Source organism: Evansella sp. AB-P1 (assembly GCF_029688925.1).
GTDB lineage: Bacteria > Bacillota > Bacilli > Bacillales > Salisediminibacteriaceae > Evansella.
In genome coordinates, this window is the sequence record NZ_JARUKY010000028.1 from 26,654 (window position 1) to 50,549 (window position 23,896).

Here is a 23,896-nt window from a genome sequence, read left to right on the forward strand (position 1 = left end):
TTCTTATGAAGTTATTAGCAAATCTTTATTCGAAACCTTCTGGGGAATTGTCTCACAATTGCCTTCGTTAATGTGTCCGCCATTTGTAAAGCTTGCAATTCAATTTCGTCAAACACAAAAATACTTGATCGAAATTTGTTTTGGAGTATTAATAACGCTTGCTTTGTAGTTATTTCCAGATGTTCGAAAAACATTTCTTGGAATTCATCTCTTGATATAAAAGGATTTATTCTACTGAGGAATTTTGCAATATCTTCTCCATTTCTGTTCCATCTTCTCTGTGCATCAGCAACAGCTTCTTGATCTCCTGCTTTTGCGGCATTAACAAGTTCCGCAGCAATTATTAGATGATCCCTTAGTAATTTGGTGAACTTTGCTGCAATTCTATTTCCATAGAAAGGCTTTAGTAAATTAGCCATATCTGTAGCGTTTCGGAGTAGACGCGTAGTAACAGCGTCTATATCAGGTAAACCGAAGGCAATACTATTGATTGTCATTCTTGTCCAATACACGTGTTGTTCCCACACTAAACGCATGGCATTACTTAAATGAAATTCCTGTTTACTAATACAAGAATGGTTAAACCAAGGTTTTCTCATGGTTTCACCTCCCTACTGCCTAAATTATATTCAGTATATTCTTAATCGAAAAACATGCTTGTACTTTTTAACTATTACCTATTCAAAATTTTCAAATAAATCAAATGGGTATGGTTGCCTAATCCCCGAAACGTTAAATCATAACTATACGGCTGTTCGTACTCTAACTCACATATTTTTCCAAGATTCCCCCTAAAAGGTACTTGATCCTTCCTCCATACACCTAATTTGGTGCTACTTCATACATTCAACTCATATTCTTCTTATAGGGAAATAAGACAAAGTGGGGAGAATGGAGTTGAACAAAGTGAAAGTGAATCTACGTCCTATTGTAAGTATTATAAATTTACCTACCGTGTTGAAATCGGCGGTACTTTCCGGTGACTCATTCGAAAGTTTATTTGTAGCAACACAGGTAGGAGAGGTTTTATGTATCGGAAACGGAAAAGCAAGGACTTTTTTAGATATTCGCGATAGAGTGATAGAACTTGGTTCTAGAGGTGGGTATGATGAACGGGGTTGGTAGGCTTAGCGTTTCATCCCGATTTTTATCATAACGGACTGTTTTATCTTCACTATTCCGTCGCTGGTACGCAAGGCCCTGGTGCTCTTTCTGATTCCTTTGAACCAGATCCTTGTGATATAACCACATTAAACCTGAAGTGGAACAATAGAAAAACAAAATATGACCACACCGATACGGTAGAAGAATGGTTGCTGAAGCCGAACGGGAATGATTAACCCGCCCAACTAAGTTTCAGGGAACAGCATTAACAGGAGTGCAGGCCTACATGGGAAATAGCATCCCAGATTTAATGGGAAGTGTTGTATTTACGGATTTTGCCCGCCGGGAAGAATCTGAGAATCCAACAAGAGGAGTTCTTGCTTATAGTCAGGGTCAAACAAGAATAAATAATCGACCGAATATTTTCATGTGATTGACATCGGTTTTAATTTTGGTGACGAGGACGCTTATTATGTTAGTTTAGGAACAGATTCGAATCAACAAAGACTATTTTTAGGAGCTTATGGCTCTTCAAAAGTGACTGATTTTAAAAAAGGCACTGTATTTGAAATTGTCCTATGAGAACTTAGTGAAAAAATCGTAGTCTGTTAGGTAATCTGGATGACGCGAGGCGTTTGATTTTATATTTTAAAAACGTAACAGCGTTTTATAAGAAAGAGGTTATTCATTTGAAAGAAAAGAAATGAATAAAGCCAAATTTGTGTGTTACGGAGGAATACTAACAGCAATAGCAGTCATATTCCAAGCGTCACCAGTATTTTTACCTGTGATTGGGTTAGCGTTAAGCCCATTTAGTACACTACCAATTGCAATTGCTGCTTTTTTGAAAATTATCTGTGGGGACGGTTCTCGTGATGCATGAGCAGAGTTCCAGCCTTCAAAGAAAATTACTTTGTAGTACCATGAGGCTTCGATATCGTTTCTATCATTAAAGGAGGATAATGGGGGTAAACTAGCGTATAACGTTTATTCCCACCACATTTCTTCCTTCAAACGTTCCACATCAGAAATAGACAAACCCGTTAGATCTGCGATTTCTTCCACTTGTTTCCCTTTACTTAACATGCGCTTTGCTACTTGTCCTAATCCTTGTTCTTTTCCTTGTTCTATCCCTTGTTCTATTCCTTTTCTTTCGTACGAAGTGATGACTTCCATAATTTTCTTAGCCTCCTTTGGATCCATTGCTTTCACCTCTTCTTGAAATTGGTTTTCCTCATCATCGGTTAATTTTAAATATGTCTCGAAAAAACCAGTTAATAACGATTCTCGAGCTCTGTCTAATCTGTCCTCCAAATTATAATGCTATAACCTGGTACATGTTTGTGATAATCAGTCTATCTCTATATCCATCTCAGCTCTTAGACGTTCCACATCAGAAATAGATAAACCTGTTAGATCGATGATTTCATCCACTTTTTTCCCTTTACTTAACATACGCTTTGCTACTTGTCCTAGTCCTTTTTCTATTCCTTGTTCTATTCCTTTTTCTATTCCTTGCTCTATTCCTTTTTCTATTCCTTGCTCTATTCCTTGCTCTACACCTATCTCTATTCCTTTTCTTTCGTAAGAAGTGATAACTTCCATAATTTTCTTGGCCTCCTTTGGATCCATTGCTTTCACCTCTTCTTGAAATTGGTATTCCTCATCATCAGTTAATTTCAAATACGTCTCGAAAAAACCAGTTAATAACGATTCTCGAGCTCTGTCTAGCTCTAACCTAATGATTATTCTAAAAAATTCTTTTTTTACTTCAATTCGTTCATCCTTATTATAACCCATTTTACTTAACAATGCGGCAGCTACAGGGTTTTCACTCCTGATATAATCACGCCAATTTTTCTTTTTTAATTCAATAGATAAATAGTTAAAGTTCAGTACTTGTACAAAAGGGAAATTAATCGCTAATGCGTTAGGTTCATCTTTAGGAGTGTCATAGCTAAAAATAGCAATGGGAAGTATTTTGCGGCGGTATTTTTGAAATATTCTACTAAAATAAATAAACATTCTTTCATTAAATTGCTTTTGAAAGCTTGCTTGGGATTCAACATGTACAATAATTAAGCTATCCATCCCCCTTAATTTCGTTTCTACCAATAAATCTACTTCATGTTTGTCTCCATCCGTAACATCAGTAAATATCTCTTGAGACAAGAAATGAGTATTGGTAAAATCTAGCTGCTCGTGAACTTCCGGAAAAAACAACACCATAAACTCCTCAAAAAAAGTAGAAATCAATTCTTTAAATAATCGATCATGATCCGTCCAAGATTCAACCATCTACACCACTCCCCCTACGAAAAAGAACGTCCGTTCCCTTCGTTTAACTGAATTATATTCCCCGCAAACGTTCTAGTCAATAGCTAATCTGGTATAAAATGGTATAAAATAAGTAAAAGTGTTTCTGCTATTCTAGACATACAAATGAATATCATAATTCTTCATTTTCATTAATCCAACATAAGAAACAATATCAAGATGTTTCTTCCCATCTAAACTATTACTAAAAATAATCTCTTTTTTTACAGCTTCCCCTTCGATTCCTACCCATCTCCCCTTAATAAAAAGTATGGTGTAAACTAAAGGATTTTATGTCTCCTTTCGTACGTGTTCAAACTCCGAATTACACATAAACTAAAGATGATAAGAAAAGCGCAATGCGCCCCAATTCCGCCTAAGTACAGCCTACGTCCTGTAGGCAACGGCGTAATATCGACATCCTGTCTCCCACCGAAATGCAAATGTTCTGGCCGTTAAAAAGTGCTATTTACTTTTTATACGGGCAGGTTCTTTGACACGAGGTGATGGCGCATGGAGCTAGACAACGTTAGAAAAAAATTTATAAATTATTACCTTTAAACGTAAAAAAATGACCATCAAAATACATGATTTTGATGGTCATTTCTTCTTACCTTTTTAATGGGGGTGATAGTAAAGGAACACATTATCATATTAGATGGCTATTATTATTCCATTATGACATTTTTTCCAATTCTGGCTCCCATTCTCCATGAAGTATTCCTATACTACTACTCACTTGTAAGTCAATTTCTTTGTAGAAGTTTGCTAGCGTACCTTGATATTCCAGTTGAAAGTTGGTTCCTTCCACTAGATCATATGGAGCCACATGGGAAAGTGGTTTGTTAAATTCTATAACCTCGCATTCTTGTAAAACCGTTGCGATAAATTGCGAGCAAAAGAAAGCGTATTTCCTATCAATTTGTTTATTCACTGCGATAGCAAACAAGCCTAATAGATTATAACGATAGCGTTCCTTTTGCTCCTCTATTTTTCTCATATAAGTCATCATTCTTTGCAGCTGATCATCCGTTACGGTGTAGCTATAGACTGCACAGCTCGCTTGGCTAAAGAAACTTGCACGAATATCCTCTTTCACAAACCCACCGATAAATGGGTTTCTAGGAACTTTCCTTCCAAAACTATAAACCTCCATAAAAGATGAATGAAAGCATATGGAGGCATGATTATAGTTTTTTCTAGTATAGAGTTGAATTAACCTCGAAAGAACTGTTCCTGTACGTGTTAGGAGTATATATATTTTATGTTCGTTCATCATACATTCTCCTATAAATTTGATTTTGTACCTTCTAAATTAATTTTAATCAATCCCTACTACTGTCTGAAGCAGCCACAGTAGTATTTCCTCATAAGCCTTAAGCCTTAAATAGAATAACTTATAAATGGAAAAATAAAACACCTAAAATATTCAAGTGATTGAAATTTTAGTCATGAAATGACATCTATTTTCTTATTATACTCTCATTGGTACATAAAACAATGAAATATCTATATTCTGTTAATTAATATTTAAAATATTCCAAATACTCTTTTGAACAATCGGGGACGGTTCTCACGATGCTATTTAAATATATTTAATATGTTCCTTTAATATGGAATACTATCGATCTAACATCTACAGTTTCTTCAATTTATATTTTTGGAAAATATTTTACATGCTGAACCTTTGCTATCATCATCAATAGATATATATAAATGATAAAGGAGTTTTGTACCTTGATGCAACGGAAATTCTGGATAATCCCCTTGTTATTTTTTGCTGTGTTGATCAATAGCGGATGTCAGGAAAATGATAATAGTTCCGATTCAGAAGCTGAAGTACCATCTATCAATGATGAAACTGAAGCAACAACCAATACTAACGATAAAGCCTGAAAGGAAACCACCGATGATCAGAACAATGGTGAAACAAATGATGCACTAGAGGAAGAGGAGCCTCCGGAAGAAATAAACACAGCAGCAACTGTTGATGGCGTCCCTGATGATTTCCCATCTAACATTCCTTTTACTATGGACTTTTGAAATAAAGGATGTAACTAAAGTTTATGGGGACGATGATCCTTTTATCGATATAATTAAGGAAGGATATTTGATTGAAATGACAAGCCCGTTAGACCGGGATAGCATTGAGGAACTTTATGAAGAATTTAGGGAATCACAATCCATCTTAGGGAGTGCAAAACGTATGTACTTGAACATTTACGAAAGTGATGGAATAAATCAGGAATTCGCCTTTAAAATCGTTGCTGCAGATGAAGGGGATCATACACGAATTGAACTCTATGGAGGCGAACCTAGAGACTAACTGATAGATTTTGGTGCTCCCATCATCTAACTCAGATATGGAAGCACTATACCCGTCCCCATGCTTTCACTTAATCTTGTTTTGTCCTTCCTTTGCACCTATCTAGCCTATTTTGAAAATCTCGTAAGAATTGTTCACGCCATTTATTTACTGTTTTTGCCCCTTTATGCTCTTGTTCGGCATACTCTTCATCCAATAAGTCAGACCACCAGTTAGGATACCGCTGACAGTCTTTTGATCTGCCTGCTTCTGATTCTTCAACACACGTAAACTCACCAGATTGTCCATCTAATACAGGGATTTTGCTTTTTATCAAATAAGACCATTCTCCCATTGATTTTGGCATAAATCGAACCCTATATTCCCCACTACCACAATAAAACCCTTCAAATTCCTGACCTTTGACAATCAGCGAGAATACCGATTTATCCTGAGCTACTCCTAAGTCAGGGCCGTTAAAAACCAGCTCTAGAACTTCAAAAACTTCTACTATATCATCTAAGTTAGTATTCCTTCTAAAAACCGACTTTGGTCGACTCATCACTTTGACGAAGCTTCCACCCCAACTAGCATTTTCTGGAGAATCAGGAGTACCCTTTAACAAATAGGAGACAGTTGGCGTATCACCCATTTTAATTACTCCACCTAGATGATTACCAAAATAATTTCCCAAAGCACCATGTCCTACAACATGATTAGTGACAAAAGTTTTGTTACCTAAATCTTCATCTTGGTTTCCACCAACAAACCAACCTCTATAGGTTGAATTATTTTCTATCATCCATAAATCAGGATAATGTTCACGTATGTATTCGTATGCATTCAATCCCCATTTTTTATTAGGTCCCCCAATATAATACACCCTAAGCTTCTCTTTAATACTTGGATCATCATGAAGGGCTTGCGCTAAATCTTCTAAAAGACCCCAAGCTAAAATATATATTGGCCTAGGATCATCTTTCTTCGCACATTCAATAATCCAATCTGACCCTTCTGTTCTTTTGCTATAGCCTTTAAATGGAGCAAAATCCATCGTACCTTGCTTTGTAATCGAACGTAAATAATCAGGTGAAGGATAGTCAGCTGAATGTGTCCGTAAATTTGGAAAATCAATTTCGTATTGATCAATAACATCATAAATATCCTTTACTGTTCCTTTGTCCCAAGGTGACGAAATAAGTCCTTCTGTATCAAATAAATCGGAATAGAGCAAATAATGAACCATGGATTGAAAATCATCTGGATCACTTCCCCCAATATCAGTAGACACAATAACTCGATATCGTTCTCCAAAAAGAGCCCCTTTATCAATCATTGACATTTCAATATCTCCTTTCATATTTCAGGAAGACTTAAAGTTAAAGTTATGAAATATATCATCAGCCGCTTTTGATTTTACTTTGTGAATTAACATGTGGGATACAATCTACAAAACTCGTTACTTTCTAACCTATAATACTTCAATTAACTTATAATTCTGTAAGACAATTATTTCTCGCCAAAAGGGAATTAAATTTTATATAACCAAATTAAATATTTTAGTTAATCAATAAGTAAAAAATAATATGAAATGATAAAAATTATCTATACTTCTTTTTTTTTATTAGAAGTACTATAACATGTATAAAATTGCTATATCAGCTTATTACACTTCATTATCCTTACCACAAAAGTAGCAATTGAAAATAATTAAGTCAATAGTTTTTTATGGATTTTTAGACTTTTTATATATAACAGTTATGTAAACATAAGTAAAATTAATACTAAAATAATCTAAAATTTTAGACTAAACAATTAGAAATATGATATAATTTTTATACAATGTTCAATCTATTTAAATATAGTATTTTCTTACTGTCTAAAAATAACGTAAGGTGGTGTTCATTTAGTGAATATAGATGATATTGCAAAGCTCGCAAACGTTTCTAAATCTGCAGTTTCATTAGCACTAAACGGTAAGCAAGGAGTTAGTAAACAAACCAGAGATAAGATATTAAAAATTGCTGAAGAACACGGATATAAGCGCCGTTCGTTTTCAAAAGAAGAGTCAACCTCTAGATCAAATTTCCTTCGTTTTGTTGCTTGTACAAATACAGGGATTGTATCAGAACAATATCAGTCTCTTTCTTTCTTTATGGCACTAATAAACAATATTGATAATATAAGTGCTTCTAAAGGATATTCATTAATCATTTCCTCCATAAACAGTGAAAATTTAGAGAAAGATATTTTTAAATTAGAAAACGAACAGAGATCATCTGGAATTATCCTTTTAGGCACTAACTTAACAAACCAGCAAATAAAAATAGTAGAAAGATGTCAGCCAAATTTAGTCGTGCTAGATACCTGCTCTGAAACAGAAAACATAGATTTTATTGTTATGAATAATACTCTTGGGGCTAGGCAGGCTGGAAAACACTTGATAAATTTAGGTCATACAAAGATAGGTTATGTTGAATCTAATTCAAGAATCTACAACTTCGAAAAACGAAAAGAAGGCTTTCTGAATGCCATTAATGAAAATGGACTTACCATTGGCAAAGAAAATTTTTATAAAATGTTCCCTACAGTTGTATCTTCACAAGAGGAGTTCAAGCAAAAAATAATGAAAAATAAGAATAACCTTCCAACAGCCTTATTTTGTGAGTGTGACTATATGGCAATTAGTGTAATAAAATCTTTAACTGAATTAAATATTAAAGTACCTGAAGATATTTCAGTTATAGGGTTTGATAATATATTTGAAACGCAAGTAGTAAGCCCTGAGCTAACAACTATACATGTAAGGGTAAATGAGATCGCATCAGTGGGGGTAAGCCGGTTAATTGATAAAATTGAAAAAAATGACGATACAAGCATGAAAATTTTTATCGATACAGAAGTAGTAGAACGAAAATCAACAATAGGAGTTCAATCTTTACAACCTGTAACCACTAAATAATAAAGCTTACAAATTCGCGTCACCATTTATTTATCAGGGAAGAGGGATGTTCAATGCAAATGGGTGGATTAATGGGCGGTGTTTATAGAGTTTGTGAATGGATTATGCGCGTAGCATACATAAATATATTATGGGTTTTATTCACTTTTATTGGCTTAATTCTTTTCGGTTTTATGCCAGCTGCTATCGCAATGTTTACTATAATTAGGAAGTGGATAATGGGTGAAACTGAAATTCCAGTATTAAAAACATTTTGGGCTACATTTAAACAAGAATTCTTTAAAGGAAATTTATTCGGTCTTATTATTCTTGTCGTTGGCTCTGTACTATATATTGATTTACTATATTTAACAATAGTCGATGGTATATTAAATACTGTTCTATTAGGTTTACTGTTTTTAGCAGGTATCCTTTATATTATTTTTCTTCTCTACATTATTCCGGTTTATGTTCATTATGATCTTAAATTTAGTCAATACATCAAATATTCATTAATGATCGGTATTACTAATTTCAAATTTACTATTTTTATGATTGTTGGTATTGTTGGAATTTACTTCTGGCTTATTAGAATACCTGCTTCACTTCTTTTCTTTGGTGTTAGTCTTACTGCTTTCTATATTATGTGGTTAGCTGACTTATCATTTAAAACGATTATAGATAAAAAAGAAAAATATGAACAAAAACAGCAGGAAAAAGTTACAACTGTAGAAAATACTTCCCTATAATCTATTCTGAGCTTTCCCTCAGCTCAGAAGTGTCGGTCATCACTGGATATATTATTCTAATAGTTTTAATGAGCTCTGAAGAATTTCCAATTAAACCTAAGTTCCGCCCACCACGTCCCTCAGGCAAAGGCGCAATTGTGGCCGTCCTCCAATTATGCCTAAGGTCCGCCCGCATCCTGTGGGCGACGGTGTAATGTCGCCCTCCTAGCTCCGCAATGCTTCTGCACCCGGGAAGAAAGAACAGTCTTAATAAAGGCTTCTGTCTCGTCCTCTGCTAGTGTTGATATGGAGATATATACCTTGAGACAACTCGAAGATTTTTCGTACCAATTGTTTTTCCCGCGGATTCTCATTCGTTCCATTTCATCAATGTTTCTGTTATAACACGATTACATTTATTCTGAGCAAAAGGGATACTCAATTAATCTATTATTATATAGTTGTATACTATGACTCTCAATAAAGTTACAACACTACCCTCATATACGAATTCAATCCACCAAAACACAAGACAGAACATTTATAGGAAAGGGTATAAAATGGCAGACGAAATAATAACTATTTTATTAAAATATTTTTGCCTTTTTGCTTCTTCTATTGGTTATTCTGCATAAATTTAAACTTCAAAACGTACTCTTGAACAAAAACAATTAAATCTAGTAATTCAACATGTTTTCCATTTTATTAATGGCAATACATTTCTTCAGTTCTGTTGTTATTGGACAACATTCTCCCCCTTAACTTTCATATTTGAAAGTTAGCTAACTATTGTATTTTAGTGTAACTAAATGTAGAATATTGTAAAAGCGTTTAATGATTAATAATAACCCATAAATCCAGAAGTGGTGGTACATATGAAAATAAAAGATATTGCTAAACTAGCAAACGTTTCTACATCTGCTGTTTCACTTGCTATAAATGGAAAACCTGGTTTAAGCGAGGCTACTAGAGAAAAAATCTTAAAAATTGCCCAAGAACATGGATACAGTCCTCGGCAACTTGTTAGCGAGGGGCAGAAAAATAATAAAATCTTAAGGTTTATAGCTTTTACCGGCACTGGTATTGTTTCTGAAAAATACGAAAATTTCCCTTTCTTTACGGAACTTATGCAAAATTTAAGTGAGAATATCCAGTCACGAGGTTACTCTTTAATGATATCCTCACTAAAAATTGACAACTTTTATGATGTACTTGATACTTTTAAAAAAGAATTACACTCTGATGGCATTATTTTGTTAGGCACTAACTTAAGTGGTGAGCAGATAGAATATATCGGTTCAAAATTTAATAACCTAGTGATTATTGACACATGCTTTGATACTATAAATCTTGATTTTATCGTAATGAATAATACTCTAGGGGCCTACTCCGCAGGAAAATACCTATTAAATAAAGGTCACAAAAAAATTGGCTATGTGGAGTCTACCTCCCGAATGTATAATTTCAAAATGAGAAAAAAAGGCTTTGAATTAGCTCTACAAGAACAAAATATCAAGCTAGAAAAAAAACACATGTACAGCTTACCTCCAACAGTTGTCACATCACAAAATGAATTTAAGGAGCTTATTGCGGCAAATAGACATAATCTTCCCACAGCTTTATTTTGTGAATGTGATTACATGGCTATTAGTGTTATTAAATCCTTGAATGAGCTTGGTTTAAGAGTTCCTCACGATATTTCAGTAATAGGTTTTGACGATATTTGGGAAGCACAAATTATCAATCCCGAATTAACAACCGTCCATGTTCCTAAAAACAAGATTGCTACCATCGCAGTAGATCGATTAATTGAAAAGATTGAAAATGATGATAACAACAAAACAAAAGTATTCGTTGATACGGAGCTAGTAGAACGAAATTCTTGTCTTGATATTAATTAGTCCTTCTATTTACATAAACATTAACATAATTCTGCCCCATCCAAATTATAGGATGGGGCATTAATATTATTTAAAGGCTGTTTAATCTTGTTCATAAGCATAATTATCCTCATTTAAAAGTGTTGTATCATCAATCCAATTCCATTATCCAATACCTAATCCAACTAATTACAACTGATCCCATAGATCACAGTACTGAAACATGAGAGACAACATTCATCATGTATTTAGTAGACATCACATACTTAGCAGTGCAACCCATGATCCTGATCCTGGTGTGGTAAGACGAACTCTCCCCTTGAATTTATATTCATGCTCGACTGTTTCCCACTCCACTTTTACGCTTTCAGCCTCAAGCCATTTCTGTTCATCAATATTTAACCACATCAGGTTCATGCTTTCTCCATAAATCCAATGATCAAGTTCAACCGACCCATCCTCAGGAAAATAAACGGCATATTGATCTCCAATATTCGCCATGCAATAGGCTTCATTTTCGTTTCTGTCATTCAATAACCCGTTGTTCGGAGTACACTGGAAGACATCTAACTGTTCCAGCAACAAAGTTAAGGATTTGATACTTGCCATAGCCTCCTCTGACAAGCCTATCCCCCAGAACGCATCTGTTGGTCTATGAAACCGAACCGATGCGCATCCTCCAAAAACATCCCGCCAAAATCGCTGTATAGCTTCTTTTTTCAAACCTGCTGATGTATTGTAAGTAACGATTTTTGGTGATATATTTGCCTGACTCCCATAAATTTTCTCATTGTTCAACGGCATAAGGCCCGCAGTCTGTACGACATTCCTATATCGCATCAATTCATCCCAGTGACGTTGTCCTTTTTGACCTTTCGAATCCTGATTAATTTGAGATATATCAATAAATGAATACAAATTTCGATAATGCAAGCATGCACGAACTGAACTAGCTGGATACATATGCATTGTCGTAATTTCCACAGATTCATTTCTTTCATCTACTGCAGCATGAATTTTTTTCGCCCAATAATTTTCCCAGTCAATTCCCGCCCAGCTTTCATTGTTTATGTTGTACAAGATATGATCGTACTCCAAAGTCATGGACAAGAGCTTGTCAATGTACTGATTTTGATAATTCAATACCTCTGTATTTCCTGTTGTCACTGTCTGAAAAAACGCATCACTGTTCTGCAATGTACGTTCGTCAATGTTTACATTGCATTTCGGGTTCCACGGATGCGTTGCCCAAGCATTTAAATCGTGCTGATCCCAAAGCGTTAATTGGATGATGATATCTCTTGACTTCGTTTCTTTCAAAAAGAACTCAAGCCTTTGCCAATACTCATCATTCCACTGATTTAAGTCATAAAGATTGTCATTGATTTGTTTAAATGCATATACATTTCCCGGATCCCTGTCGGACATTGTATTCCTTACATAATTTCCGCCTACGGATAAAAGCAAATCTAAATGCTCGATCAGTGTTTCGTCCGTCCATTGAAACAAATTATCTTCATCACTTGCCCCTCTCAACAAAATCGGTTTACCTTTGTACTGCCAGTAGGAGTGATTTTCCTCATAAATCTTTATTTTGTCCACGTCCATTCAACCTCCTTCTTAGAGTATCAACAACTATTCAACTCCGATCCAATCAGCTCGCGCAACTGCTTTCCAGTGATCACGAATCGCTTGGATTTGTTCGACTTCTAATGGTCCATCCTTCAGAATCTCTGCATTTTGAAGCCATCTATCGGCTTTTCTTGTACCAACAATCGCGGTACACACTCCAGGAACCGACAGAGTAAAACGCAGTGCAATTGAAACCTGTCCCATAACGTCATCACCCTGTAAGAAATCATATCGTAACTGATTAAAACGATCCCAGTACGGCTGATGAATCTTGCCTCCCGGCTGCTTGCCAATATACCAAGCTGCATTGGCAATCGGCCGTTTAATGACGACGCCCATGCCCCCTTTTGCAGCTTCCGGCAGCGTTAGATCTATCGACTCTTGATCCGCAATGTTAAGAGAGGTTTCCAGTGAGTCGAAAACCCCACACTCAATCGCATAAAGCGCTGCCTGAGAATCCCCGCTGTAACCAATGTAACGGGTCTTTCCTTTATCTTTCATACGCTGAAGTTCTTCTATTAAATCACCTTGCCGCAACAGCTTTTCAGGTGTATTGTGAAGGTGAACAACATCCACATAATCTGTTTTCAATCGCTTCAGGCTACGGTCAATGCTAGGCTCAACCAATCCCGGATCCCAATCCGGCAGGTCGGCCAACCCTTCCGCATGTCCGCACTTTGTAAACAAATAATAATCCTGGCGCCGATGTCCCACTGTACGCCCGATTAGTTCCTCACTTATTCCGTAACATTCTGCAGTATCGATTACATTCAATCCTGCGTCAAGAGCACTACCCAGTAACTGTTCGACTACCTCAACAGGCGCTTTGTATTTGCCGATCTGTGCGGCACCAAAGCCAAGGACGCTGACCTTCATGTCCGTACTTCCAAATTGGCGTCGTTCCATAATAGCTCCCCCTTATATGCAATTGGTCGTTTAATCATCCTTTAATACCAGATGTAGCAATACCATCAACAATATATTTTTGGAATACAAAGAAGACGGTCAGGACCGGCAATATTGAAAGAACGGACATGGCAAATACTGCGCCCCACGTGGATTGCCCTTCAGCATCCAAAAATAACCGTAGTCCCAAAGGAACAGTAAAATTGTTAGCTGTGGTTAAGTACAACAATTGGCTAAAGAAGTCATCCCACGTCCACATGAACGTAAAGATAGCAGTTGTAATCAATGCTGGCATGGATAACGGAAGTATAATCTTAAAATAGATCTTCACAAGTCCACACCCGTCAATGGTCGCACTCTCGTCCAGTTCCCTCGGAATACCTCGCATAAATTGCACAAGTAGAAAGATAAAAAATGCGTCAGTCGCCAGCATCTTAGGGACCGTCAGCGGCCAAATCGTATTGATCCAGCCAATTTGGTGAAAAATAGAATACTGTGGAATTAAAGTTACGTGGGAAGGCAACATAATCGTCGTCAACATGCAGGCAAACCAAAATTTCTTCCATGCGAAGTTAATTCTACTGAAGGCATACGCTGCCATTGAGCAGGTTACAAGATTCGCAATAACGGCAATCGTACTGATTAAAAAAGAATTTTTGAAAAAGGTTCCAAATGTCGCTTCACGTGTAACGTGCCATCCTTTCCAATAGTTTTCCAATGTCCATTCTCTAGACCACAAACCAGGGTCAGTGAAAATCAAATACTCAGGCTTCATAGAACTGGAGATTAGCCACAAGACTGGATAGATCATAAGAAGACCGACAACAATGATAAACAGATGAGTTAACAATTTCGATATCTTTCTAGAACTTATCACTTGCGACCACCTCCGTCTTCATAGTAAACCCAGTGTTTTGACGACCAAAAGATAATCGCTGTTAATGTTGCCAGAAAGATAAACAGGATCCAAGCCATAGCAGAAGCATAACCCATATCAAAATAGTTAAAGGCTCTTTGGTAGAGGTACAATGTATAGAATAAGGTGGAATTCACAGGGCCACCGGTTCCTCCACTTACAATATAGGCTGAGGCAAACACTTGTACCGATTTAATTACTTCAATGACAAGGTTGAAGAAGATGACAGGGGTCAAAAGGGGAAGGGTGATACTCATAAGCTGCCTCGTTTTGTTAGCACCATCCACTTCCGCTGCTTCATATAATTCGGTAGGGACCTGTTTTAATCCAGCTAGAAATATAACCATGGATGCACCAAATTGCCACGTAGCCAAAATAATCAATGTATAAAGAGCGTAACTTGGATGAGATACCCATCCTGGGCCTTGAATGCCGAAAATAGCCAACACCTGATTGATCAAACCGTTCATCCCAAACAGATTTCTCCACAGCAGGGCAATCGCCACACTGCCTCCGAGCAATGAAGGTATGTAGTATGCCGTGCGATAGATACCCAATCCCCGCAGACCCTTGTTCAGCAATAGGGCAACACCCAATGCAGCCAGAAGCTGAGTTGGCACAGCAATAATCATGAATCTCAATGTTACTGTAACTGAAGCAATATATCTTCTATCTCCAAACAAGTCAATATAGTTTTGCCAACCGATCCATTTAGGAGGAGTCAGTAAATCATACTGAGTAAAGGATAAATAAAGGGATATGAACATCGGTCCCACAATCAGACCAAAAAAACCAATAAACCATGGCAGCAAGAATAAATACCCCGTAACGTTGCTAGATTCGAGTGGATTTCGTTTTATAAGCATATATATTCCCCCAGTTTAACGGAGAGGGCCAGAATTCACGGGCCACTCTCCTATGAACCTTTTCTACCTACTATTAATCCGCGTGTCTTGCCATAATTGCGTTGAGTTCATCCATGAATACCTCGGCACCTTCCTCAACAGACATAAATCCGAATGAAATAGATTCGTGAATTTCTTGGAATAAATCTCCACTCTCGTTGTATCCTGGGAAGAACGGAATAAAATCAGCATCCGATGACGCACTGACCCAATCAACGTATTCAACAATACGTGAACTAATCTCATCCATTTCCGGAATCAACATTGCCCTTACATCCGAATTCACCGGTACCCCGCGGTCACTTTCCAAAATTGCGGTTGCTTCCAAGTCGTTCACAAAAAAGTCCATAAACTTCACTGACCATTCAGGATGTTCTGTGTTAGCGTTTACAGCCAAATGTTGACTCGGACGAAGTGGAACTCCGTTAATACCTGTCTCCGAGCTGTACGGAATTATATGAATAACAAACTCATCTTCTGAAGCACTCATGAAGGATCCAAGTTGATTACTTGGAATCTCCATCATGGCCACATCCCTTGATACGATAAGGGACTGTCCTGCATCACCCTCTGGTGCAGCAGCTTGAATTTCTGGCGGCACTAATCCCTCTTGGTCCCCTATATCCTCCCATAACTGGAACCAAGCAAGGGCATCATCCATATCAAACCCAAGTTCTCCGTCAACATGTAAAACTTTTCCTCGCTGGTTAATAAAATATTCGAAAATATTAGGACTTCCGACTTGTGTACCATATACACCGTCTACAGATGTTGTAATTTGTGAGGCAATTTCCGTGTAATCTTCCCAAGTCCATTCATCATCAGGTAGCGGAATACCTGCCTCGTCAAACACAGACTTGTTCAATAGCATGCCACGGGCATTCGTTCCAAGACTCATGGCATATAAGTTTCCATTAAACGTTGCAGCATTGATTGCAGACTCATCAATCAGACTTGTATCGAGTTCAGAGCCGACATAATCGTTCAGTGACAATAAAACATCCCTGTCCACGTAATCGTTGACACTTCCCCCCAATTGAATCAAATCAGGAGCATTACCCGATGCAAATTGAGTCGTTAACCTGTCAAAATAGCCATCAAAACCTGAGTACTCAGCTACGATCTTCACTTCAGGATGACGTTCCTCAAACAATTCGATCACCTGTAATGTGAGGTCGTGACGTTCTTGCCCACCCCACCAGGACATGCGCAGCTCAATTTTTTCATCATCTGAATTATTTGCTTCCCCCTGATTGTCGTCGTTACCGTTGTTACCGTCGTTCACCGATTCATTGCTTCCAGTATTTGATGTGCAAGCTGTTGTTAAGACGAATAAAAAGACTAGTAACATAGTAATCCATAAAGACCTTTTAAACATTTAGTTACCTCCTTTAGTTCTTTTTTATAAAAATTATCCTACTGAAAAATCATATATATCATTGATTTTTCAAAAGGTAATTTAAAACAAAGAAATAAAATGAAGAATCTCGCACAATTGCAAACGTTTACATCATTAACCAAGGAGAAATCCCAAATAAAATAACCATCCATTTATTTATGTAATCACTATTTACACATTCACTAAAAAAATTTAAATTTGTTTATTAAAAATATTCTGATTAATTGCTATAATTATATCAATCCACTAAACTTCAGTCAACCAATATATTAAACTTTATTTAAAGTTTAATAAGTAGTGTATTAAAATAATAGAAAAAGTCAACTGAATAGCCGTTTTTGTCGGATTCTGCGTTTGCTACTCTTTTATATTTTAATCAAATCCCTCTTGTGATTTTAGTTTAATAACGTTTTATTTTACTAAATTTTTTTAAAATATGAATTAATTTAGATAGCAGGGGGCAATTTTACTGCTCCTTTATATTCAATAATTGTCCAATATATATAGTATTTTGTTATTTTACGGGATTATATATTTCTAAAAGTATCTCTTTTTATACTAAATACATTAGTTTCTTTTATACATCTTAATAATAATAGGAGGATACAATGTTGATAGCTTAGGGGACGATTCTCGAGAGGTATTCCTTCGTATCGATTATTGCAAGAAGATGGTAACCTATAAGATAAAAGTGCCAGACCCCCAATACGACAATAATGTTTAGCACAGTGGGTTTTGGCACCGTATGATATTTTCATTATTCCTAAATGCGACTCACCTCCTATTTTTTCGCTTCCTTTCGTTAGATTTTTTTATTTTCATGATTTTAGTAGGCGGTTGCTTTCTAATCCACTTGATAAACCGATTCAACTGCACATCCTCCCGCAACTCCTTAATCGTAGTTAATCGTGCAGCAATTTCTTCATTTGTATATAGAGCATGAATTTGTTTATGACAAGGGTGACAAAGATTAGCTGTTGCATCAAACGTTCCTCCCATCTCTTTCGGCAAGAGATGATGAACCGTTGTTTCTACCTCCTGACGACCACAAAGCTCACAAAAATTCACACTACCACACCTCCAATCCATTCAAAAATAGAAGTTGTAAGAATATCCACTCCGGTTTCCGTTATTCTTATATATTACATAAGTTTTGGCAATTTTAATAAGGAGAGATGTTTTTTTTGTAAAACCGTAATGCAACAATTGAGAAATAAGTTATTGAAGATATAAGGATTATTACAATTCAAAACACAAAAAGTAAAAGACATATCCACAATTTTTTAAAAAGGAGTGGAACATAATGAAGAATCTTCCTAGCTTTGTTCATATAGGTGAATTAATAGCTATTTCTAAGTATTTCAAATTAAATACTTATCAAATGGTGAATTTTTTAGAAAACGGTGTGATGGAAGTGTTCCAATGTAAGGAAGATTTCTTAAAAAAGTATGGAAAGAAAGAATCATTTAACGATTTAGATTGGGTTGAGTTAAATAATGGAAAAATTTTCTTAAAATCCAAATAGGGTGACATAGAAAAAGTTGTTTTTTACTATTTATTGCCCACTGTATGAAGTAGTGTTAATCCCAATTACTCAGCTTCCTTCTGACTATCATTGTCATTATGGGGTTAGGCAAATCTTTTTATTGATATATACATATAAATAAAGTATAGTATTGTTACATTATTGAAAGGTGGGTTTTTAAAAATGATGCATGCAGGAAGATTACGCCAGCAAACTTTGAACAACAAGTAATTTAATATGTTCAAAGGCTCTGTTTTCATAATACAGGGTAAACGGAAGTAGTCTGCACATTTTTAATAATCTTCAACGGAAAAATATACACTTTTTTACTTGAAGAAAGGCAGATATACACATCTGTCTTTTTTTCGTATGTTTTTTTCATTTATGGTAAAAAAGCGGATGCCTAGGATTCATAACCGGTTAGCCGTCTACTTGTTAGCTTTTCGTTTACTCAACACCACAGACAGTAGCCTGACTGTGGTTTCTTTATGATTACCATCCCTTTACATCACACACACATGGAAAATTAAGGTGGACAATTAATTATCAAATTATACGAAACACTTTCCCACCTAAAGTTAACAATAATAATACAAACATTTGGAGGATATAAATATGAATACAATTAAAGTGAAACAATTAGCAAAAAGTAAAGGGCTAGATATAGTAGAAGATTCCATAAAAATCAATGAGTCTGGTGTTGATTTTCAAGTAGCACATGCTAAAGATCATACAGGAGATCAATGGATACTAAGAATTCCACGAAGACTAAAATCTATGAGACATGCCCTACAAGAGAAAAAAGCGTTAGATATCATTAATCATTTAGTAAGCTTTCAAGTTCCCGACTGGTCTTACTTCTCAGAAGACTTTATTGCCTATAAGCAACTAAGTGGTGTCCCTGCCGCTACTATTGACGTTGAACTGCAAGACTATGTATGGAGTTTTGATAAAAACAATGTACCGTCCGATTATTATTACTCTTTAGGAAAAGCTCTCGCTGAATTACACGCATTGTCTCAGGGAGCATTTAAAAATATCGGTGTAGAAGTTCTCGATGCTAGTGAGTTAAGAGCATCTATGAGACAGCGAATGGATCGTGTGAAAAAACAATTCCATGTCAATCAACATTTATGGGACCGCTGGCAAGCATGGCTAACTAATGACTCACTTTGGCCAACACATGTAGGGGTCAAACATGGTGACCTCCATCCAGGTCATATTCTTATTGATAAGAGCAATCATGTCACTACTGGTTTCATTGATTGGACAGAAGTGGGAATAGGAGATATATCTGTAGATTTCATGTCACATCATCTACTTTTTGGTAAAGATGGATTAACAAAATTAATTGATGCTTATGACAATGCCGGGGGAAAAACTTGGTCAAGAATGGAAGAGCATATTGTTGAACTTCTAACAACGACAGGCATCACTGTTGCAGAATATGCTCAAGTCTCAGGTATAAAAGAGATGCATGAGACAGCTGCACATATGCTAGCAAGCGAAAACTAATGATTCATGGGGACGGTTCTCGTGATGCATTTTCAAAATACTAGGGAACTTCCTTTATTTCATTGGCCCCTAACTCAGCTTACAATCTATCTTTTATATTCTTAAGGAAAAATGGATGCCTGCCCCTCGACGCAGTATGCAGTACTGGTCTTGGAGACAGGCATCAAGTTCCGTTTGTTGTATACTTCAAACCTTTTTTGAAATTGGTAATACCCTCCCTTTTTTCAATTGGTATACCATATCTAGCTTGTGGATTATCCTACTAGGATCTTCAACTAAAATATCATATAAAAATATCTGTTTTTTTTGAAAAAGGATTCAAGTAGTCGATCATCACAGGATGGATCCGACAGTTGCATATAAACCTTCACCTTTAATAGTTCATTGACAGCCCCTTTAATTAGGTTGTTGCTATACCAAATAAAGCTCCCGACTGAACATGATGAATCATGTCACTGGGGAGCTCCTCTGTATAACTTACATTAAAGAAACGATGTACACTTTGTAAGTCATAATTTTCATCCAAACCTACATAAGAAACAATTTCAAAATCTTCCCCCTCTACTAGACCATTACTGGAAATAAACTCTTTTATACAGCTTTTTTCTCATTTCATTTCCTATCCCCCCTCACTAGAAAAGATCAAGGCGACTGGAGTTAGATACCTTACCCCTGAACACAAGAAGATACATCACTACTCCCTACATAATGCAGGCCAACCGTACATTGTCCTCCAACCATTTTCATAAATTCTTGAAAAAAGATTATACTCTTCTAGATCCATTAAATAGAAGGAGATACGCCAATCATATTTTGATAACACAGGATAAGCATTTAACCCTAATCTTCCAGTTCCCTCCCCTGTCTTTCTCAAATGGGATTGAATACGACTTCTGACATCCTTTCGCATTCCATTGTATACTACATGCCATCCATCATTTATTTTTGGTAAATATTTTGTTCTACTTGTTATAATCCGACTTATAGGGACCAATCCTTTTTGATATTCTAATGGGAACTCCAAGTTTTCGAAAACATGATTCGGAGTATTTGTCTCTAACCAATACAGTCCTGGACATTTGGTAGGAAGCTCAGGCACATGAAGTTTTAGTTCACTATTTTCCTTTGTCAGCATATGTACATTTTCTAATCTCTTATTTTCCACTTTATTTATCTTCTCTATTATTTCATTAGTTTTCATTATTTGATCCTCCCGATAAAACTTTTTTCAATATATTAAATTAAAGTCTACTAATATGATAAAATAAAATCTAGTATTTTTTAATTGGACGGTGCTAACCTTGAAAGAAAAAGTGAAACTAAAAGAGTCAGATTTATACAAACCCATTCAAAAGTACTTCAAGCGTAAAGGGTACGACGTTTATGGGGAAGTAAAAAATTGTGATATGGCAGTAACAAAAGATGACGAGCTGTTAATGATTGTAGAATTAAAACTGAATTTAAGTGTGGATCTACTCATACAAGCAACCAAAAGGCAACGGTTAACAGACCATGTATATATTGCGATCCCGAAGCCGAAAAAACACAACCCTCGTTCCAAAAAGTGGCGAGATGCTTGTCACTTACTGCAAAGATTAGAGTTAGGTCTTATTCTTGTTTCCTTCACAGAGAAACAAAAAAGAGTGGAAGTTATCATAGAACCAACACCTTTTCATCGTCCCATAAATATGGGAAAAGCAAAATACCTCAGGCAAGCAATAATAAAAGAAATCAATGGCCGAAGTGGTGATTATAATATTGGTGGTTCTAACAGAAAACAAATTATGACCGCTTATCGAGAAAATTGCGTACAAATTGCTTGTTACTTAGAACATCATGGGGAATTATCACCAAAAGTTTTACTTCAAATGGGAACGGGAAAGAAAACGCAATCCATATTAAGTAAAAATTATTACGGATGGTTTGTGCGTGTAAAAAGAGGCATCTATACCCTAAGTGAAAAAGGCAAACGTGAAATAAGAGAGTATCCAGATCTTGTGAAGTATTATCATCTGTAATCATGGGGACGGTTCTCACGATGCTATTTTAAAATAACGAATAAAATTTTACTCTGATATTTTAAGGTGTTCTTAGACCAATACGATAAAAGCTTTAGCATAAAACTAGGAACCAAACCCTCCTCCCTCTATTATCTAGGGGGTATAGCATTTTTCTTATAAACTACATATGTTTTGGCCAGTTTGTCATGAAACCCTGTTTTTCTTTCTGTAAAAGCCACCATAAGATAACCAATAAATAATACGACTGAAAGAAATTCACTTAAATATCTTCCAGTGGATTTTGCTAGCGTTAATTTATTTCCTTTGTGATCTATTATTTTCAAGCCGAATAGTGCTTTTCCAACTGTACCTTGAAGCTTAGTAACAGGTAAGATGATTCTATACAAAGACCAGATGACTAAAATGGGGATGTTAAACCATATCGTATCCTTTTCTCCACCCAATCCAAATACAAGATGATTGAATAGATTTAACGGATAAAGAATGACCAACATGTCCACAAAAAAAGCAAAAAACCTTCTCAAGAATCCTACATAAACAACATTTTCCATAAAATAACTCCTCCCTTGAAACTATGGAAACGGTTCTACTTACGATGCTATATCAGTATTCTTTTGTAACTCCCCTTATATTGTATTCTCCCTCAACTTACTGACTACTGTTTATTTCTAAACAATAACTAGCTAACTATCTATGGATAAAAAAAGACCACCCCGTGTCGTACACTACAACGCACGTGGTCTGTTTCTTTCCTATACTTTATTTTAACCTTTCTTTTATTCTTTTAATCCAAACTCCCATAAGTATACGGACAAAAAGAGCCCCATTTTAAGGACTCTTCACATCTTTTCTTGTATTCAAATCAAAAGGTATTTCCATCCTTTCGATGTGAAATCGCTTCTTGATTACTGGACACCTTTTGATACATATATGAAATTCCTAATAAGGCAATTCCAAAGCAGAAATAAGCAAGAATTTTACTACTTTCTGTTAAGAACGATAAATCATACAAAATCAATTTCCCTGTGGAAAGGAGTGTTAATCCTAAGCCTAGGCGTCGAATATACACATATTTTTTTTGAAATCCATATAAAATATATGCTATTGCTACCACTAAGAAAACGGAGCTAAAAACAAAGCCAACATCCCCAAGATGAAGCTGAACATTTATGAAAGCAGCGAGAACACCTAATAAATAAACAGCAAGAATTAGAGGATACAGTTCAAGGTTCTTATACTGTTGACGAATAAAGGAAATCAATATATCCCTTCCACTATAAAAGACAAGTACATTGAACGTAATTAACATACCTAGAGCTAGAAATTCAATTGCAGTATTTTCGGAAAAATTCCGCTGTAACGTAGGAGTGGTGAATGTGACAACAAGACCAATTAACGAACCTATTCCATAAAGGAAGAGGCAATAATATTTTACGACTTTGTCATACAAGAACGTCGCCTTTGTTAAAGCGTATGCTAAGCCAATTGTTACAAACGCCATAAGCATCATTTCATAAAACGTATATAATGGAAACTCACGAGGAATCCATTGCTCATAAAGATAGCGACTTTCATACAATACATACATCCAAAGATTTCCTAGGGAAAAATATTTAAGATAATCAATTATGTTTTTATTCCGAAAGACAATGGATCCTGCTCCTTCTGTCCTCCGTATCCATACATAATAACTTGTTACTATCATTAATCCCAGCGTAATTGCAAAGTAACTAAAGTTAAAGTTAAAAGAGAGTCTCCATGCCCCTGACCAATACCCATAAACCTCAATGAAAAAGGTTCCTA

The 23,896-nt window shown here is 35.9% G+C and carries 23 protein-coding genes and 1 pseudogene; 10 read left to right on the forward strand and 14 right to left on the reverse strand.

The window, feature by feature from the left end; translation table 11 throughout:
* Positions 1-14: 14 nt before the first annotated feature.
* A complete protein-coding gene (locus tag QA612_RS20750; protein WP_278285748.1) occupies positions 15-599 on the reverse strand; it encodes a nucleoside/nucleotide kinase family protein in 585 nt (194 codons plus the stop codon).
* A gap of 298 nt (positions 600-897) precedes the next feature.
* Here QA612_RS20750 and QA612_RS20755 point away from each other — a divergent pair.
* Both QA612_RS20755 and QA612_RS20760 read left to right on the forward strand, forming a co-directional pair.
* Positions 898-1,686, forward strand: a pseudogene (locus QA612_RS20755) (hypothetical protein).
* 121 nt (positions 1,687-1,807) lie between these two features.
* A complete protein-coding gene (locus QA612_RS20760) occupies positions 1,808-1,987 on the forward strand; it encodes a hypothetical protein (RefSeq protein WP_278285749.1) in 180 nt (59 codons plus the stop codon).
* A gap of 104 nt (positions 1,988-2,091) precedes the next feature.
* Here QA612_RS20760 and QA612_RS20765 read toward each other — a convergent pair whose 3' ends face one another.
* The 3 genes from QA612_RS20765 to QA612_RS20775 all read right to left on the reverse strand — a co-directional run bounded on the left by QA612_RS20765 (position 2,092) and on the right by QA612_RS20775 (position 4,696).
* Positions 2,092-2,418 carry a transposase gene (locus QA612_RS20765; protein WP_278285750.1) on the reverse strand — a complete coding sequence of 109 codons (327 nt, stop codon included), beginning with the start codon at positions 2,416-2,418 and terminating at the stop codon, positions 2,092-2,094.
* Between the two features lie 36 nt (positions 2,419-2,454).
* Positions 2,455-3,402: an RpnC/YadD family protein gene (locus QA612_RS20770; RefSeq protein WP_278285751.1), complete on the reverse strand. Its 948-nt coding sequence runs from the start codon at positions 3,400-3,402 to the stop codon at positions 2,455-2,457.
* A gap of 694 nt (positions 3,403-4,096) precedes the next feature.
* Positions 4,097-4,696 carry a hypothetical protein gene (locus QA612_RS20775; protein ID WP_278285752.1) on the reverse strand — a complete coding sequence of 200 codons (600 nt, stop codon included), beginning with the start codon at positions 4,694-4,696 and terminating at the stop codon, positions 4,097-4,099.
* A 464-nt stretch (positions 4,697-5,160) separates the two neighbouring features.
* On the opposite strand from QA612_RS20775, the gene QA612_RS20780 reads away from it, so the two are divergent.
* Positions 5,161-5,316, forward strand: a complete 156-nt coding sequence (locus QA612_RS20780; protein WP_278285753.1) for a hypothetical protein — start codon at positions 5,161-5,163, stop codon at positions 5,314-5,316.
* Positions 5,317-5,422: 106 nt separating this feature from the next.
* The gene (locus tag QA612_RS20785; protein ID WP_278285754.1) at positions 5,423-5,746 is read left to right on the forward strand and encodes a hypothetical protein; all 324 of its coding nucleotides are present in this window, start codon (positions 5,423-5,425) and stop codon (positions 5,744-5,746) included.
* Positions 5,747-5,816: 70 nt separating this feature from the next.
* Here the strand turns inward: QA612_RS20785 and QA612_RS20790 are convergent, their stop codons facing one another.
* Positions 5,817-7,067 carry a nucleoside hydrolase-like domain-containing protein gene (locus QA612_RS20790; RefSeq protein WP_278285755.1) on the reverse strand — a complete coding sequence of 417 codons (1,251 nt, stop codon included), beginning with the start codon at positions 7,065-7,067 and terminating at the stop codon, positions 5,817-5,819.
* A 567-nt stretch (positions 7,068-7,634) separates the two neighbouring features.
* Between QA612_RS20790 and QA612_RS20795 the strand changes: the two genes are divergently transcribed.
* From QA612_RS20795 to QA612_RS20805, 3 genes are all read left to right on the forward strand, one after another.
* On the forward strand, positions 7,635-8,687 hold the full coding sequence (locus QA612_RS20795) for a LacI family DNA-binding transcriptional regulator (protein WP_278285756.1): 1,053 nt from the start codon (positions 7,635-7,637) through the stop codon (positions 8,685-8,687).
* A gap of 53 nt (positions 8,688-8,740) precedes the next feature.
* Positions 8,741-9,415, forward strand: coding sequence for a YesL family protein (locus tag QA612_RS20800; protein ID WP_278285757.1), 675 nt, complete (start codon positions 8,741-8,743; stop codon positions 9,413-9,415).
* An 854-nt stretch (positions 9,416-10,269) separates the two neighbouring features.
* Positions 10,270-11,295, forward strand: a complete 1,026-nt coding sequence (locus QA612_RS20805; protein ID WP_278285758.1) for a LacI family DNA-binding transcriptional regulator — start codon at positions 10,270-10,272, stop codon at positions 11,293-11,295.
* Positions 11,296-11,532: 237 nt separating this feature from the next.
* Here QA612_RS20805 and QA612_RS20810 read toward each other — a convergent pair whose 3' ends face one another.
* The 6 genes from QA612_RS20810 to QA612_RS20835 form a co-directional block, all read right to left on the reverse strand.
* Positions 11,533-12,882, reverse strand: a complete 1,350-nt coding sequence (locus QA612_RS20810) for a hypothetical protein (RefSeq protein ID WP_278285759.1) — start codon at positions 12,880-12,882, stop codon at positions 11,533-11,535.
* 27 nt (positions 12,883-12,909) lie between these two features.
* A complete protein-coding gene (locus QA612_RS20815) occupies positions 12,910-13,812 on the reverse strand; it encodes an aldo/keto reductase (RefSeq protein ID WP_278285760.1) in 903 nt (300 codons plus the stop codon).
* A gap of 34 nt (positions 13,813-13,846) precedes the next feature.
* Positions 13,847-14,689: a carbohydrate ABC transporter permease gene (locus tag QA612_RS20820; protein ID WP_481804464.1), complete on the reverse strand. Its 843-nt coding sequence runs from the start codon at positions 14,687-14,689 to the stop codon at positions 13,847-13,849.
* Positions 14,686-15,594 (reverse strand): carbohydrate ABC transporter permease, encoded by a 909-nt coding sequence (locus QA612_RS20825; RefSeq protein WP_278285761.1) that lies wholly within the window; start codon positions 15,592-15,594, stop codon positions 14,686-14,688. Before QA612_RS20825 ends, QA612_RS20820 begins: the two co-directional genes overlap by 4 nt.
* Before the next feature lie 73 nt (positions 15,595-15,667).
* Positions 15,668-17,011, reverse strand: a complete 1,344-nt coding sequence (locus tag QA612_RS20830) for an ABC transporter substrate-binding protein (protein ID WP_278285762.1) — start codon at positions 17,009-17,011, stop codon at positions 15,668-15,670.
* A gap of 795 nt (positions 17,012-17,806) precedes the next feature.
* Entirely contained in the window at positions 17,807-18,121 is a 315-nt protein-coding gene (locus tag QA612_RS20835; protein WP_278285763.1) for an HNH endonuclease, read from the reverse strand.
* A 214-nt stretch (positions 18,122-18,335) separates the two neighbouring features.
* Here QA612_RS20835 and QA612_RS20840 point away from each other — a divergent pair, with 214 nt between their 5' ends.
* Entirely contained in the window at positions 18,336-18,557 is a 222-nt protein-coding gene (locus tag QA612_RS20840) for a hypothetical protein (protein ID WP_278285764.1), read from the forward strand.
* A 615-nt stretch (positions 18,558-19,172) separates the two neighbouring features.
* Entirely contained in the window at positions 19,173-20,072 is a 900-nt protein-coding gene (locus QA612_RS20845; protein ID WP_278285765.1) for a macrolide 2'-phosphotransferase, read from the forward strand.
* A 694-nt stretch (positions 20,073-20,766) separates the two neighbouring features.
* On the opposite strand, the gene QA612_RS20850 is transcribed toward QA612_RS20845, so the two are convergent.
* The gene (locus QA612_RS20850; RefSeq protein ID WP_278285766.1) at positions 20,767-21,273 is read right to left on the reverse strand and encodes a hypothetical protein; all 507 of its coding nucleotides are present in this window, start codon (positions 21,271-21,273) and stop codon (positions 20,767-20,769) included.
* A 100-nt stretch (positions 21,274-21,373) separates the two neighbouring features.
* Here QA612_RS20850 and QA612_RS20855 point away from each other — a divergent pair, with 100 nt between their 5' ends.
* On the forward strand, positions 21,374-22,090 hold the full coding sequence (locus QA612_RS20855) for a DUF2161 domain-containing phosphodiesterase (RefSeq protein WP_278285767.1): 717 nt from the start codon (positions 21,374-21,376) through the stop codon (positions 22,088-22,090).
* A gap of 131 nt (positions 22,091-22,221) precedes the next feature.
* On the opposite strand, the gene QA612_RS20860 is transcribed toward QA612_RS20855, so the two are convergent.
* A complete protein-coding gene (locus tag QA612_RS20860; RefSeq protein WP_278285768.1) occupies positions 22,222-22,644 on the reverse strand; it encodes an RDD family protein in 423 nt (140 codons plus the stop codon).
* A 311-nt stretch (positions 22,645-22,955) separates the two neighbouring features.
* Positions 22,956-23,896 (reverse strand): DUF2339 domain-containing protein (locus QA612_RS20865; RefSeq protein ID WP_278285769.1); only part of this gene is annotated, 941 nt, incomplete at its 5' end.

Excerpts from the sequence above, each read along its gene's own strand:
- QA612_RS20800 (WP_278285757.1), top strand. The coding sequence starts at position 8,741 with ATGCAAATGGGTGGATTAATGGGCGGTGTTTATAGAGTTTGTGAATGG.
- QA612_RS20825 (WP_278285761.1), bottom strand. The coding sequence starts at position 15,594 with ATGCTTATAAAACGAAATCCACTCGAATCTAGCAACGTTACGGGGTAT.
- QA612_RS20860 (WP_278285768.1), bottom strand. The coding sequence starts at position 22,644 with ATGGAAAATGTTGTTTATGTAGGATTCTTGAGAAGGTTTTTTGCTTTT.
- QA612_RS20785 (WP_278285754.1), top strand. The coding sequence starts at position 5,423 with ATGATTTCCCATCTAACATTCCTTTTACTATGGACTTTTGAAATAAAG.
- QA612_RS20780 (WP_278285753.1), top strand. The coding sequence starts at position 5,161 with ATGCAACGGAAATTCTGGATAATCCCCTTGTTATTTTTTGCTGTGTTG.
- QA612_RS20760 (WP_278285749.1), top strand. The coding sequence starts at position 1,808 with ATGAATAAAGCCAAATTTGTGTGTTACGGAGGAATACTAACAGCAATA.
- QA612_RS20845 (WP_278285765.1), top strand. The coding sequence starts at position 19,173 with ATGAATACAATTAAAGTGAAACAATTAGCAAAAAGTAAAGGGCTAGAT.
- QA612_RS20790 (WP_278285755.1), bottom strand. The coding sequence starts at position 7,067 with ATGTCAATGATTGATAAAGGGGCTCTTTTTGGAGAACGATATCGAGTT.
- QA612_RS20835 (WP_278285763.1), bottom strand. The coding sequence starts at position 18,121 with ATGGATTGGAGGTGTGGTAGTGTGAATTTTTGTGAGCTTTGTGGTCGT.
- QA612_RS20805 (WP_278285758.1), top strand. The coding sequence starts at position 10,270 with ATGAAAATAAAAGATATTGCTAAACTAGCAAACGTTTCTACATCTGCT.
- QA612_RS20830 (WP_278285762.1), bottom strand. The coding sequence starts at position 17,011 with ATGTTTAAAAGGTCTTTATGGATTACTATGTTACTAGTCTTTTTATTC.
- QA612_RS20840 (WP_278285764.1), top strand. The coding sequence starts at position 18,336 with ATGAAGAATCTTCCTAGCTTTGTTCATATAGGTGAATTAATAGCTATT.
- QA612_RS20770 (WP_278285751.1), bottom strand. The coding sequence starts at position 3,402 with ATGGTTGAATCTTGGACGGATCATGATCGATTATTTAAAGAATTGATT.
- QA612_RS20775 (WP_278285752.1), bottom strand. The coding sequence starts at position 4,696 with ATGAACGAACATAAAATATATATACTCCTAACACGTACAGGAACAGTT.
- QA612_RS20850 (WP_278285766.1), bottom strand. The coding sequence starts at position 21,273 with ATGAAAACTAATGAAATAATAGAGAAGATAAATAAAGTGGAAAATAAG.
- QA612_RS20815 (WP_278285760.1), bottom strand. The coding sequence starts at position 13,812 with ATGGAACGACGCCAATTTGGAAGTACGGACATGAAGGTCAGCGTCCTT.
- QA612_RS20750 (WP_278285748.1), bottom strand. The coding sequence starts at position 599 with ATGAGAAAACCTTGGTTTAACCATTCTTGTATTAGTAAACAGGAATTT.
- QA612_RS20810 (WP_278285759.1), bottom strand. The coding sequence starts at position 12,882 with ATGGACGTGGACAAAATAAAGATTTATGAGGAAAATCACTCCTACTGG.